Origin of the sequence: Peribacillus sp. NPDC097264 (assembly GCF_050277925.1) — a bacterium.
Taxonomy (GTDB): domain Bacteria; phylum Bacillota; class Bacilli; order Bacillales; family DSM-1321; genus Peribacillus.
The window spans coordinates 252,119-265,703 of record NZ_JBNNSR010000003.1 but is presented as its reverse complement, the minus strand read 5'-3'; the positions used below and the strand labels follow the sequence as shown (position 1 = coordinate 265,703).

Annotated in this window: 12 protein-coding genes; all 12 read left to right on the top strand. The window is 40.9% G+C overall.

The features are described 5' to 3' along the window. The first annotated feature begins 4 nt into the window (after positions 1 to 4). The 12 genes from ACQKL0_RS06580 to ACQKL0_RS06525 all read left to right on the top strand — a co-directional run bounded on the left by ACQKL0_RS06580 (position 5) and on the right by ACQKL0_RS06525 (position 13,581). Positions 5 to 538, top strand: coding sequence for a CvpA family protein (locus ACQKL0_RS06580; protein ID WP_402874498.1), 534 nt, complete (start codon positions 5 to 7; stop codon positions 536 to 538). A gap of 212 nt (positions 539 to 750) precedes the next feature. Next, entirely contained in the window at positions 751 to 2,469 is a 1,719-nt protein-coding gene (gene polX, locus ACQKL0_RS06575) for a DNA polymerase/3'-5' exonuclease PolX (protein ID WP_402986553.1), read from the top strand. 32 nt (positions 2,470 to 2,501) lie between these two features. Beyond that, positions 2,502 to 4,856 carry an endonuclease MutS2 gene (locus ACQKL0_RS06570; RefSeq protein WP_427686738.1) on the top strand — a complete coding sequence of 785 codons (2,355 nt, stop codon included), beginning with the start codon at positions 2,502 to 2,504 and terminating at the stop codon, positions 4,854 to 4,856. Between the two features lie 65 nt (positions 4,857 to 4,921). Further along, entirely contained in the window at positions 4,922 to 5,329 is a 408-nt protein-coding gene (locus ACQKL0_RS06565; RefSeq protein WP_402874507.1) for a DUF350 domain-containing protein, read from the top strand. 196 nt (positions 5,330 to 5,525) lie between these two features. Further along, a complete protein-coding gene (locus ACQKL0_RS06560; protein ID WP_427686736.1) occupies positions 5,526 to 6,278 on the top strand; it encodes a GNAT family N-acetyltransferase in 753 nt (250 codons plus the stop codon). A gap of 364 nt (positions 6,279 to 6,642) precedes the next feature. Further along, positions 6,643 to 8,310 (top strand): propanediol/glycerol family dehydratase large subunit, encoded by a 1,668-nt coding sequence (locus ACQKL0_RS06555; RefSeq protein WP_402986547.1) that lies wholly within the window; start codon positions 6,643 to 6,645, stop codon positions 8,308 to 8,310. Between the two features lie 13 nt (positions 8,311 to 8,323). Continuing rightward, a complete protein-coding gene (locus ACQKL0_RS06550; protein WP_402986544.1) occupies positions 8,324 to 8,899 on the top strand; it encodes a propanediol/glycerol family dehydratase medium subunit in 576 nt (191 codons plus the stop codon). A gap of 10 nt (positions 8,900 to 8,909) precedes the next feature. Beyond that, positions 8,910 to 9,356: a diol dehydratase small subunit gene (locus tag ACQKL0_RS06545; RefSeq protein WP_402986541.1), complete on the top strand. Its 447-nt coding sequence runs from the start codon at positions 8,910 to 8,912 to the stop codon at positions 9,354 to 9,356. 6 nt (positions 9,357 to 9,362) lie between these two features. Then, positions 9,363 to 11,198 carry a diol dehydratase reactivase subunit alpha gene (locus tag ACQKL0_RS06540; protein ID WP_427686734.1) on the top strand — a complete coding sequence of 612 codons (1,836 nt, stop codon included), beginning with the start codon at positions 9,363 to 9,365 and terminating at the stop codon, positions 11,196 to 11,198. Further along, positions 11,195 to 11,527, top strand: coding sequence for a glycerol dehydratase reactivase beta/small subunit family protein (locus ACQKL0_RS06535; RefSeq protein WP_407408229.1), 333 nt, complete (start codon positions 11,195 to 11,197; stop codon positions 11,525 to 11,527). The genes ACQKL0_RS06540 and ACQKL0_RS06535 overlap by 4 nt, the downstream gene beginning before the upstream one ends. Positions 11,528 to 11,545: 18 nt before the next feature. Beyond that, on the top strand, positions 11,546 to 11,980 hold the full coding sequence (locus tag ACQKL0_RS06530) for a GlcG/HbpS family heme-binding protein (RefSeq protein WP_427686732.1): 435 nt from the start codon (positions 11,546 to 11,548) through the stop codon (positions 11,978 to 11,980). Positions 11,981 to 12,345: 365 nt separating this feature from the next. Continuing rightward, a complete protein-coding gene (locus ACQKL0_RS06525) occupies positions 12,346 to 13,581 on the top strand; it encodes a sensor histidine kinase (protein WP_402987360.1) in 1,236 nt (411 codons plus the stop codon). The last annotated feature ends 4 nt before the right edge of the window (positions 13,582 to 13,585 follow it).

Genomic DNA, 13,585 nt, shown 5'->3' with positions numbered 1-13,585 from the left:
GTACATGCTTGATTTAGCAATTCTGGCCATTCTTTTAATCGGTGTATTAATCGGTTTGAAGCGTGGCTTTATTTTACAACTGGTTCATATGACAGGTTTTATCGTAGCTTTCATTATTGCCTATGTCTTCTATGGGGATCTTGCCCCCAACTTGAAAATGTGGATTCCATTCCCTTCCATAGGTGATTCTTCGACGCTTAATATGTTTTTCGAATCGGTTGGGCTTGAGACGGCTTATTACAATGCCATCGCCTTTGCCATCGTGTTCTTTGCCACTAAGATTCTTTGGCAAATGCTTGGATCAATGCTCAATTTCATCACCTACCTGCCGATCCTAAAACAGTTGAATCGTTGGGGAGGCGCGATATTGGGATTTGCCGAAGTCTATCTTATCATGTTTATTATATTATACATAGGTGCCTTGCTGCCAATGGATTCCATCCAGGAACCGCTTACCGGCTCCTTCCTGGCAGAATCAATCGTGAAACATACTCCGTTCCTATCCGAACAGGTGGAAGACCTTTGGTTTAATAAGTAAATTCATAAGCGCATTAAATTGGGGTCCATTACCTTTCAAAGTTGTAAACCGTCATCTTTGGAAGGGCGGGCCCTTTTCTGTGGATCAGCCTGGAATTACCTAATCGTTGATTCGTATAAGTAATAATCGAACGGCTTGTACTTTGGCGTTAAGAAAGGTATCTTTAAGAAAGTATCCAAGGGAGTTTCCCTACTAATTTTGGTGGTGAAAAAATGACAATCAATAAAAAAGATATTATAAAATTATTAGAAAAGATAGCCATATACATGGAACTTAAAGGAGAAAATCCGTTTAAAGTATCGGCTTTCCGCAAGGCGGCTGGTGCATTGGAAACCGATGACCGGAGTCTAACGGCCATCGATGACTTTACGGCGTTGAATGGCATCGGGAAAGGGACGGCATCCGTTATTGAAGAATTTATCAATGAAGGGAAGTCGACCGTTCTTGAAGAGCTTCAGGAGCAGGTGCCGAAGGGCTTGATACCGCTTTTACAACTTCAGGGATTAGGCGGTAAAAAAATCGCCAAGCTACACAAAGAATTACATATTAATGATGTGAATGACCTTAAACTGGCATGTGTGGAGGGGCGTGTCGCGGCTCTGACCGGTTTCGGTAAAAAAACAGAAGAAAAGATCTTATCAGCCATTGCCGAGGCTGGATCAAGGCCTGACCGTCTTCCACTTGCTTTCATGAGACCGATTGCTGACGATATCGAGATGGCGATTGGCAATATGGAGCATATCACGCGCTCATCAAGAGCCGGCAGTATGCGAAGAATGAGGGAAACGGTTAAAGATCTTGATTTCATCATATCCACGGACCACCCCGAAGAGGTGAAGGAACAGCTTCTTTCATTGCCTGGCATTAAGCAAGTCATTGCCGCAGGTGATACAAAGGTTTCGGTCGTCCTTGATTATGAATATGATATTTCTGTCGATTTCCGGATCGTGCAGGATAAAGAGTTCACCACGACTCTTCACCATTTCACCGGTTCGAAGGATCATAATGTACGTATGCGCCAGTTGGCTAAAGAACGGGGAGAAAAGATAAGTGAATATGGCGTGGAGGTAGCTGAAACGGGAGAAATTCTGACCTTCGAAACAGAAGAGCAATTTTACAATCATTTCGGCATCCCGCTCATTCCACCCGAATTACGTGAAGATGGGACGGAAGTGGAACAGTACAATGAAAGTGAACCGCTTATAACGGTAGAAGATATTCAGGGTGACCTGCATATGCATACCACTTGGAGCGATGGTGCTTATTCGATTGAAGAAATGGTTGAAGCATGTCGGGCCAAAGGCTATAAATATATGGCTATCACTGACCATTCACAATACTTGAAAGTGGCGAATGGCTTGACTGCAGAGCGGTTGCGCGAACAAAAACAGATCATTCATGACATTAATGAAAAGTATGATGATTTTACGGTCCTATCAGGAATCGAAATGGATATCCTTCCAGATGGAACCCTTGATTACGATGATGAATTGCTGGCAGAGATGGACTTGGTCATCGCCTCCATCCACTCGAGCTTTTCTCAGCCACGGGAAACGATCATGGAACGATTAAAAACGGCATTGAATAACCCGCATGTCGATATTATTGCCCATCCGACAGGAAGAATCATCGGCAGACGAACAGGATATGATGTCGATATGGATATGCTAATTGAACTGGCACGCGAGACGAATACGGCACTTGAGTTGAATGCTAACCCGAACCGTTTGGACTTGGCTCCGCCTCATCTACGTAAAGCGCAAGAAGCGGGCGTGACGGTTGTGATCAATACTGATGCCCATAGTATTGATATGCTTGAACATATGCCGGTTGGCGTATCTTCTGCTAAAAAAGGATGGATTAAAAAAACAACGGTTCTTAACGCGATGGATACGGATGGTTTATTGACGTTTTTAAAGAGAAATGACTAATTATTTACTCACTGAGGAGGAGTCTTAACTCCATGCATAATAAAGCTTTAAAGACATTGGAATTTGATAAAATTAGAGAACAATTGGTTTCCCATGCTTCGTCTGCAATCGGGAAGGAGAAGGCACAGCAATTAATGCCTTCCACCGACTTCGAGGAAGTATCGAGATGGCAGGATGAAACGGATGAGGCGGCTAAAATTGTCCGGTTAAAAGGTAATCTACCATTGGGAGGGATATTCGATATCCGCCTGCAGGCTAAAAGGGCGCAAATCGGTGGCATGTTATCCCCGATGGAATTGATGGAAACGGCTAGCACCATTCGTGCTGGTCGGATCCTGACTCGATTTTTCGAAGAAATCGTGGAACAGGAGATTGAAGTTCCGCTATTGGCTGAGTTTATCGATTCGCTTCATCCCCTGATTGATTTGCAACAGGAAATTACCTATGCTATTAGCGAACATGGGGAAGTGATGGATTCGGCAAGTGATAAGCTGCGCACGCTTCGTAACCAGATTCGCACGAATGAAAGCAGGGTTCGTGAAAAACTCGAAAGCATGATTCGTTCTTCGAATGCAACGAAAATGTTGTCAGATGCCATCATTACGATTCGAAATGACCGCTTTGTCATTCCTGTAAAACAGGAATACCGTAGTGTGTATGGTGGAATCATCCATGACCAATCTTCATCAGGACAAACGCTGTTCATTGAACCACAGGTGATTGTCCAATTAAATAATGTCCTTCAGGAAACACGTGTAAAGGAAACACAGGAAATCGAACGCATTTTGGTCGAGATTTCCGAAAAAGTAGGCGAGTTCACTCCAGAACTATTCCATAACGTCAAGGTGCTTGCCCATGTGGATTTCCTTGTTGCAAAGGCAAAATACGCCAAAGCGATAAAAGGGTCGAAACCACGTTTGAACAATGAAGGCCGCGTGAAACTATTCAAGGCGAAACACCCGCTTATTCCAGCGGATGTAGTCGTTGCCAATGATATCTTCCTTGGAGAAGATTTTACGACGATTGTCATCACCGGACCGAATACAGGAGGTAAGACAGTAACACTCAAAACAATAGGCATTTGTACGTTAATGGCCCAGGCAGGTCTGCAAATCCCTGCTCTTGATGGTTCTGAAACGGCCGTATTCTCCTCCATCTATGCAGATATCGGGGATGAACAGTCAATCGAACAAAGCTTGAGTACGTTCTCTTCCCATATGGTCAATATTGTCGATATATTAAAGAATGTCGACCATGAAAGCCTTGTATTGTTCGACGAACTTGGAGCGGGAACCGATCCTCAAGAAGGTGCCGCACTGGCGATCTCCATATTGGATGAAGTCTACAAGCGTGGTGCGCGCGTGATTGCCACCACTCACTATCCTGAGTTGAAAGCCTATGGGTATGACCGTGAAGGCGTCATTAATGCAAGCGTCGAATTCAACGTCGAGACTTTGAGCCCAACCTATAAGCTCCTTATCGGTGTTCCTGGTCGGAGTAATGCATTTGAAATTTCCAAGCGTCTTGGTTTGGAAGAGAGCGTCATTAGCAATGCCCGCAGCCATATTGGCGAGGATACGAATAAAGTCGAGAATATGATAGCTTCTCTTGAAGATAGCCGTAAGAAGGCAGAAGAAGAGGAACTAGAAGCAGCCGAGCTTCTAAAACAGGCCGACATTCTGCACAAGGATCTTCAAAAGCAAATGGAACAGTATAATGAAGAACGAGATGCGATGGGTGAAAAAGCGGCCAAAGAAGCAGAGGCAATCGTTGAACAAGCGAAAAAAGAAGCGGAAGCGATCATTGCTGACTTGCGCCAACTCCGTTTTGAAAAGCATGCCGATGTAAAAGAGCACGAACTGATCGATGCGAAAAAACGGCTGGAAGAAGCAGCGCCAAAAGTGAAGAAGTCAACCAAAAAAGCAGCTAAGCCTTTGGATAAAACTCTGAAACCTGGAGATGAAGTGAAGGTTGTAAGCTTTGGACAAAAAGGTAGTCTGATTGAAAAAGTCTCAAATAATGAATGGCAGGTACAAATCGGCATCATGAAAATGAAGGTGAAAGAGTCCGACCTTGAATTCATTAAAACGACAAAGGCGAAAGAAACGAAGCCGTTAACCACGATCAAAGGTAGAGATTATCATGTTAGCCTGGAGCTAGACCTTCGTGGGGAACGATATGAAAGTGCATTGTCGAGAGTCGAAAAGTATGTCGATGATGCATTGCTGGCAGGATATTCGCGTGTGTCCATCATTCATGGTAAGGGGACGGGTGCGCTCCGGTCCGGGGTTCAAGAATATTTGAAGAATCACAGATCAGTCAAGAAAATCCGTTTCGGGGAAGCTGGAGAAGGCGGAACTGGTGTGACGGTCGTAGAATTTAAATAAAGGAAAGTGGCCATTCAGGCACGCTGCTTAGCAGGAATGGCCGAATACCGTTAGGGAGTTGTCTCATGGAGAACATATGGGAAAATGAGTATGTGTATATAGCAGCCAGATATAGTGTCGTTATATTATGCATAATTGTTTTTTTAGCCGTTTTTGAACTTGTCACCAAGTACAAAAACTGGGAGGAAATCAAACAGGGGAATTTATCTGTCGCGATGGCCACCGGGGGCAAGATTTTTGGAATCGCCTATGTGTTCCAACAGTCCATTCTCCATCAGAACTCGCTACTTACAATGATAGGCTGGGGTGTATACGGTTTTATCCTGCTACTCATCGGTTATTTTATTTTTGAATTTATGACCCCGGGATTTAAAATAGATGAAGAGATACAAAAAGATAATCGGGCAGTGGGATTTCTTGCGATGATCATTTCAATCGCCCTATCCTTTGTCATCGGCGCTGGAATATCTTAATGTCCTGCATGAGAGGGAGAAAACTGTGGAGAAGCTTGCAAAAGTTTTAATTATTTGTTGCGGAATTTTTTTTCTGCTCGGAATCATCTATATGGTATTCTTGACCTGAAAAGAAGCGGCCGTTGCGTCGCTTCTTTATTTGGGTTCTTTTTTTTATATAATTATTTACGAAGCCTAGTACATGGAGGAAGAAATAATGGTTCAGCCTAAACTGATAAGGAAAATTGAAGAGCTATCAATGAACGCTTTGCCGGCATTGCAAACGCAGTTGTGTGATGGGTGGGTTTTACGCTTTGCCGATGGGTATACCAAAAGGGCAAATTCGGTAAATCCCCTTTATCCTTCTTATGAAGATGTGAATAGAAAAATAGAATCTAGTGAAAAAGCTTTCTTGGAACGGAACATCCAAATGTCTTATAAAATCACTCCACTGGCTAGTCCGGACGATTTAGACGATACCCTTGAAGCCTTGAATTATAGTATCGAAAGTAGGACCAGTGTGCAAGCTTTGTCATTAGCACATATGGAATTACCGAGTGGAACCAATGTGCTCATATATAACGAGATGCCAGAAGCGCGGTTTGCAGATTTTTGTAGATTAAATAACATACACAAAAGAAATCAGCCCATTTTCAGGAAGGTGCTGGAACAAATCATTCCAACTACCTGTTTTATCTTTTTGACGGATGAAAAGGAGAAAACGCTAGCATGTGGACTCGGTGTTCTGGAGGATGAATACATAGGTCTATTTAATATCGCCACCGAGGAGGCCTACCGAAACCGGGGCTATGGAACGAAACTCGTTACAAATCTCCTGTATTGGGGAAAGGAGAATGGAGCGAATAACGCCTATCTCCAAGTGGTGTTAACGAATGAACCTGCACGGAATCTTTATGCAACATTAGGTTTCGAAGAACTCTATCGATATTGGTTTAGGGTTAGAAATTAAATGAGTGTAGGAGTAGAGATACTCCTTTTTTGTTTACTCAGATATAAAAATGAATGTCAACGTTCCTAAGATACGTTTGCTCTCTCCCCAGAGTATAAGTCTTAGTTGGTAATTGATAAATAGCCAAAAGCATAAAAAATGCTAATGAATGTAAAATGCGTCTAGATACATTTATTATTCTGAAAATTATAATAAATTAAACGAAATAAAATTTAGGGGGATGGTGTCAAAAATAAGTTGTTGAATAGTAGATTACTTAAAGTTGCATATTGGAGGCTTTATGATTATCCAAAAAGATTGGCCTTTAGAAGTCTTTCGTTTATGAAAGCATAATATAAATAATCATAGAAAGAGGGTATCGCTTATGCAACGCTCAAAACGATTTGAGATTTTAGAAGAAAGACCGGTCAATAAAGATGGATTCGTAAAAGAATGGCCTGAAATGGGGTTTGTTGCCATGTCAAGCCCTAATGATCCTAAGCCGTCTATTAAGATAAAAAATGGCCAAATAATAGAGTTGGATGGAAAAAAACGAGAAGATTTTGATATGTTAGATCAATTTATTGCAGATTACACAATTGATTCAAGCTTAACTGAACAAGTCATGGCTCTTGATTCTTTGGAGATTGCTAAGAAACTTGTAGATATAAACGTTTCAAGGTCAGAGATTGTCAAATTGTCAAAAGGGCTCACTCCCGCAAAAGTACTAGAAGTACTCAATCATATGAATGTGGTTGAAATGATGATGGCTTTACAAAAAATGAGAGCAAGGAAAACACCGTCTAACCAATGCCATGTGACCAATGTACGCGATAATCCTGTATTAATGGCAGCGGATGCTGCAGAAGCGGGTCTCTACGGATTTGATGAACAAGAGACAACCGTTGGTGTTGCCCGTTACGCACCCTTTAATGCATTAGCCTTACTAGTGGGTTCCCAAACGGCAAGGAATGGAATTTTAACGCAAGATTCCTTAGAAGAAGCAACTGAACTTCGCTTAGCGATGCTGGGAATGACTTCCTATGCGGAAACTGTTTCAATTTATGGTACGGAATCTGTTTTTATGGATGGAGATGACACGCCATGGTCGAAATCATTTTTAGCTTCAGCCTATGCTTCACGTGGGGCTAAAATGCGTTTTACATCAGGTACTGGCTCTGAGGTGCAAATGGCGGGAGCAGAAGGGAAATCCATGCTTTATTTAGAGATTCGATGTGTGATGATGGCAAAAGGGGCAGGCGTTCAAGGGTTGCAAAATGGATCAATCAGCTGTATTGGCATACCAGCCTCCGTACCAAGCGGAATCCGGGCCGTCTTAGCAGAAAACTTAGCTACTACATTATTTGATATGGAAGTAGCTTCGGGAAATGACCAAACCTTTTCTCATTCGGAAATTCGACGTAGTGCTAAAATGCTATGTCAAATGCTTCCTGGTACGGATTTCATTTTTGCTGGATTCTCGGCTGTACCAAATAACGAAGATATGTTTGCAGGATCTAATATGGATTCAAGCGATTTGGACGATTACTTAATTATCCAACGAGATATGATGGTGGACGGTGGATTAAAACCAGTGGATGAAGAAAGCCTTATCAAAGTACGTTATGAAGCTGCTAAAGCATTACAGGTTATTTTTGAAGAACTGGGCTTCCCAGTGATTACAGATGAAGAGGTAGAGGCAGCCACATATGCTAACAGCAGTGAAGATATGCCACAACGAAATGTAGTCGAAGATTTAAAGGCTGCGGAACGGATTTTAAGAGATGGGATTTCTGGTTTCGATGTGGCTCTCATCCTGGCCAAGCGTGGTTATCGACAAACAGCTGAACGAATTTTCAATATGTTGAAACATAGGGTAGCTGGTGATTATTTGCATACATCTGCCATTATTAATAAAGACAATGTGGTTATAAGTGCGGTGAATGATGAAAACGATTACATGGGACCCGGGACTGGTTATCGACTTAGTCCGGAAAGATGGGATGAAATAAAAGATATTCGTCAAGCCATTAGTCCGCAAGATTTTGATTAAGGAGGAATGGAATATGACCACAGCTTTATCAATTGAGATGAAATTAACGGAAATTGGGTCTGCCCAAAAAGGAACAAATCCAAAAGAAGTAATAGTTGCTATCGCTCCGGCCTTTGGGAAAGAAATGAATAAGACCATCGTGAAAGTCGCTCATGCTTCTGTCTTACGTGAAATCCTTTCCGGGATTGAAGAACAAGGGGCTGTACCTCGTGTAATTCGAAGCTTGCGTACTGCTGATTTGGCTTTCATGGCCCATGGAGGAGCCCAATTAAGTGGTTCAGGTATCAGCATCGGCTTACAATCCAGAGGAACTGCAGTGATTCATCAGCGTGATTTAGACCCCCTAACTAATCTTGAATTATTTCCTCAATCCCCACTAATAACTTTAGAGATGTATCGGGCGATTGGACGAAATGCAGCAATGTATGCGATAGGGGAAAGCCCAAATCCTGTACCGGTATTAAATGATGAAATGACACGACCTAAATATCAAGCAGCAGCAGCTCTGCTCTATTTAAAGGAATGCCAATCCCTTATACCGGATAAGAAACCAGTTGAAGTTAAAGTTGAATTCTTAATAAAAGACTAGGAGGGTGAATATGGAGAGAGTAATAAAGAAAGATGGGGCAAATCTAACAAAAAATGACTATCCGCTAGGTATTAAAAGGCCAGATTTATTATACACACGTACAGAAAAGTCTTACAATGATTTGAATCTAGATGCCGCTTTAAAGGGAGACATAGCAGAAGCAGACTTACGTATCAGCCCAAACACGCTTGAAATGCACGCTGATATTAGTGAAACGCTAGGAAGACCACAACTCGCCAAAAACTTCCGTCGAGCAGCTGAAATGATTAATATATCGGATGCACGTATCTTACAAATTTATAATGCCATGCGTCCTAATCGTTCGACTAGAGAACAGCTTTTAGAAATTGCCGATGAATTAGAAGAAGAGTATGGAGCATTAGAGAATGCAAATTTGATTCGTGAAGCTGCAGACGTATATGAAAGAAGAGGAAGGCTGAAGAAGGATGAGGATTAAAGGGGTATGAAAAGGATTTTAGCTGGTGTAGATATCGGTAATTCATCAACGGAAGTAGCAATTGCAAGGTTGGATGGAAACGATATAAAATTTCTTTCACAGTGTTTGGTGAGAACTACGGGTATAAAAGGAACGTCTGAGAATGTTGAAGGTATTCGACGCGCTTTGCAGGAAGCGGTCAAGAAAGCAGATATTGAGTTTGAAGATATTGATCTTATCCGATTGAATGATGCGGTACCGGTTATAGGCGATTTGGCCATGGATCTGATTAGTGAAACCATTATCACAGAATCCTCTATGGTTGGACATAACCCCGATACACCGGGTGGAGCAGGTCTAGGCGTTGGAATAACAGTGTTAATCGATCAAATAAGGAAAGTGGAACAAAAAGAACAAGATTATATTGCGGTAATCCCGAAATATTTCGATTATGCATGGGTTGCTCACTGTTTGAACCAAGCTGAAAGTGAAGGGATTTCTATTACTGGTGCGGTGGTACAAAAAGACGATGGGGTTTTAATACACAACCGTCTAAAGAAAAAGATACCGATTGTGGATGAAGTCGCATTAATTGAAAAAATTCCACTTTGGAAATTAGCGGCAGTTGAGGTTGCTTTACCGGGCCATGTAATCCGAACTTTAAGCAATCCATATGGTCTTTCTACTATTTTTCAGTTGGATCCTGACGAAACGATACAAATTGCGTTAATTGCCAAAGCGTTAGTTGGCAACCGCTCAGCTGTGGTTATTCGAACACCAAAAGGAGAAGTCGTCGAACGCAAAATAGAGGCAGGTAAAATCTTTTTAAAAGGAGCGAATACCCAAAAGCTAGAAGTATCCATTAATGATGGTGCTGAGGAGATAATGAATACCTATGGAAAGGTAGAAACATTGATAGACGTATATGGGGAAACAGGCACCAATGTTGGTGGAATGTTTAATGGTCTACGGCAAGATTTAGCCCAACTGACTGGACAATCACCAGACGATATTACAATCTCTGACTTTCTCGCTGTGGATGCTGTAATCCCCAATTCAATTACCGGAGCTATGGCGGGTGAGCTTTCTATGGAAAGCGGTGTCGCTTTAGCCTCAATGGTGAAAACGGATAAGGTTCCTGTGCAAAAAGTTGCTTCTTTATTGAAAAAAGAACTTGGTATCGAGGTGGAAATTGGTGGGGTTGAAGCAGAGATGGCAATTTGTGGCGCCTTAACGACACCCGGAACGAGAAAACCAATTGTGATTCTGGATATGGGAGGCGGGTCTACTGATGCTGCGCTGATGTATGAAAGTGGCAAAATTAACTCGTGTCACTTAGCAGGGGCAGGAGCCATGGTCACGATGCTCATCAATTCTGAATTGGCTTTAGACGACAAGGAATTGGCTGAAAAAATAAAAAGAAATCCTTTAGGAAAAGTACTCAGCTTATTCCATATGCAACTAGAAGACGGAACGATGTTATTTTCAGAGAAACCTTATCCTCCCCATACCTTCGGAAAAGTGGTGGTCCGAGAAGAAGATGAACTTACCCCTTTAGCAACCAAGGCAACTATGGACAAAATTAGAGAAATCCGCAGAAGTGCAAAACGAAGAGTATTTGTGACTAATGCACTCCGAGCCCTGAAGCGAGTCGTTCCAACAGGCAATTTAAAACACCTATCTTTTGTTGTTATGGTAGGTGGCTCGGCTTTGGACTTTGAAATTCCACAAATGTTAACAGAGGAATTAGGAAAGTACGGAATTGTAGCAGGCTTTGCCAATATTCGCGGCACAGAAGGTCCTAGAAATGCAGTTGCAACTGGATTGGTACTAGCTTCTGTCAGGCACGAGGTATTGAAATGAATAATCACGAAGTATATATTGCTATTTTATATCACAGTGTTCTTGATTCTAATCTAATTAAAGAAGTCTGTGCGGGACTAGAAGAAGAAGGAGTTTCGTTCTTATTGGAAGAATGCGATAAAACGAATAGCTTTACTGAACTAGGGAATATCGCAGCAGATATGTCTCCTTTAAATGTAGGTATTGGCATCGACCAGTTTGGGAATTTATGTGTTCATCACGAGAAATTAAATTCGGAAGAACCTTATATACGAGACATCGTTCAAAATGGTCGGAAATCAGGAAAAAATGCAGCTCGATTAGTTAAAGGGTTACCATTATTTTTTTAAGAGGAAAGGATGGGGGAAATGACTCAGCTCAATTTAAAGGTAGCTAAGGAGCTCATTGAAAGTGCTGAAAAGAAAGCAAATGAAATCAATGTTCCAATGGTTATAAGCGTTGTGGATGAAGGTGGGAATTTTATTGCATCTCACCGAATGGACGATGCTTTATTGGTAAGTGTTGAACTTGCACAAAATAAAGCATGGACCTCCGTGGCCATGAAAATGACCACGGAGAGTTTAACGCAAGTAGCTGCAAATGGAAAAGAACTTTATGGAATTAATACAACTAATAACGGACGGGTTGTTGTATTCGGCGGTGGTATTCCATTGTACAATAATAGCAGAATCATTGGAGCAGTTGGTGTAAGTGGTGGTTCGGTTGAAGAAGATATATTGGTAGCCCAGAGTGCAGTTAATGCACTGAAGGATATAAAATTAATCGGGATTCTCTCTGAATAAAGCAATTTAACAATCAGTGAAGATTTTTATCTTCACTGATTTTATTAATTGAATAGAACTAAATGGTCCTTTTGTACTCGAACACCTTATTATCCTTTGAATATAGACTTTATTAAAAAAACTCCTAGTAATATTACGGAGTTCCTGGTTTCAGGGGTATAAATTATATGAAAGCCGGTAGAGCATCATTGGTTTTAAAAGGTTTATTGAGACTAAAATCAAGTATATTTTTCAATCTATAACAAACTATTTGTAGATTCTGGAACTTTATACTTTTTAATGGACACTAATTAGTTATAATAAAGGATATAAAATTTATTATTTTTAGAATAGAAAGAAAATTAATGTGGAGGTATAAGGTGACTATGTTGACTTTACGTAATATTGTGGATGTAGAGATGCTTCAGGATATCCAGAAACGCTTTTCAGACGCTACCGGTTTTGGAGTAATAATTGCGGATCAGCAAGGAATACCTGTCACCATACCAACTAATTTTACAAGTTTTTGTAACCACATACGTTCCAACGAAGAAGGATTTAAATGCTGTCTATTATCTGATCAGAAAGTGGGGCTAATTGCAGCTGAACAAGCAAAGCCCATTATGCATTATTGTCATTCGGGTCTAGTTGATGTAGCTGCACCTATTATTCTTAATGGCGAATATCTCGGTTCTGTTCTATGTGGTCAACTGTTGCTAGAAAATAGAGATGAGAAGCGTATTGAACAGAGTAGAGAAAAATTGAGAAGTCTACCAATTAATCAGGGGCTCCTAGAGCTTTATTTAGGTGAGATCGAATTTACCAGTCGAAAGCGGATTAAGGCAGTAATGGAAATGCTCGAACTTGTAGCGAATTATATTATAAAAACGGCAGTTAATTTTCTTGCACAGGAAGAGTTAAATACTATGAATCAAAAGTTGGTAGAGGAAATGAATGCCCGTGCATCACTAGAAAAACTATTAGAGGAAGCACAGTTAAAAATCCTTCAATCACAGATAAATCCTCATTTTTTATTTAACACTTTAAATACCATTTCCCGACTTGCTTATTTAGAAAATGCAGAACAAACACAAAAAGTCACATATTCATTGGCTAAAATCATGAGGTACAGTCTACGTAATATAGATCAGCCTGTAACGTTGAAGGAAGAATTAGATTATGTGAAAAATTACATAAATATTCAACAATCTCGTTTTCGTAGCTTAATTCAATATGAAGAAATAGTGGACGTAGAAGCTGAGTTAGTAAAGTTACCTATATTTTCAATTCAACCTATTATTGAAAACGCTATCATTCATGGATTTGAACCAGATAATAGTACAGTTACGGTAAAAACCCACGTGTTTTTAGATAAAGGGAATATAGTAATTGAAGTCTCTGATACGGGAGTTGGAATGACGAAAGAAAAGTTATCATCGATATTTTTACCATCCAGTAAAAAAAAGAATGGTCATACAACAGGAATTGGGATAGATAATGTAAAGAAACGACTTCAATTTCATTTTGGGGAAGAGTACGGTATAACAACCATCGAAAGTAAACCTGGATTTGGCACAATGGTTCGAATAATCATTCCAGTATCAGGAGGTGTTCTATCGTGAAGGT

Coding starts and splice junctions, on each gene's coding strand:
- ACQKL0_RS06580 (WP_402874498.1), top strand. CDS start 5: ATGCTTGATTTAGCAATTCTGGCCATTCTTTTAATCGGTGTATTAATC.
- polX (WP_402986553.1), top strand. CDS start 751: ATGACAATCAATAAAAAAGATATTATAAAATTATTAGAAAAGATAGCC.
- ACQKL0_RS06570 (WP_427686738.1), top strand. CDS start 2,502: ATGCATAATAAAGCTTTAAAGACATTGGAATTTGATAAAATTAGAGAA.
- ACQKL0_RS06565 (WP_402874507.1), top strand. CDS start 4,922: ATGGAGAACATATGGGAAAATGAGTATGTGTATATAGCAGCCAGATAT.
- ACQKL0_RS06560 (WP_427686736.1), top strand. CDS start 5,526: ATGGTTCAGCCTAAACTGATAAGGAAAATTGAAGAGCTATCAATGAAC.
- ACQKL0_RS06555 (WP_402986547.1), top strand. CDS start 6,643: ATGCAACGCTCAAAACGATTTGAGATTTTAGAAGAAAGACCGGTCAAT.
- ACQKL0_RS06550 (WP_402986544.1), top strand. CDS start 8,324: ATGACCACAGCTTTATCAATTGAGATGAAATTAACGGAAATTGGGTCT.
- ACQKL0_RS06545 (WP_402986541.1), top strand. CDS start 8,910: ATGGAGAGAGTAATAAAGAAAGATGGGGCAAATCTAACAAAAAATGAC.
- ACQKL0_RS06540 (WP_427686734.1), top strand. CDS start 9,363: ATGAAAAGGATTTTAGCTGGTGTAGATATCGGTAATTCATCAACGGAA.
- ACQKL0_RS06535 (WP_407408229.1), top strand. CDS start 11,195: ATGAATAATCACGAAGTATATATTGCTATTTTATATCACAGTGTTCTT.
- ACQKL0_RS06530 (WP_427686732.1), top strand. CDS start 11,546: ATGACTCAGCTCAATTTAAAGGTAGCTAAGGAGCTCATTGAAAGTGCT.
- ACQKL0_RS06525 (WP_402987360.1), top strand. CDS start 12,346: ATGTTGACTTTACGTAATATTGTGGATGTAGAGATGCTTCAGGATATC.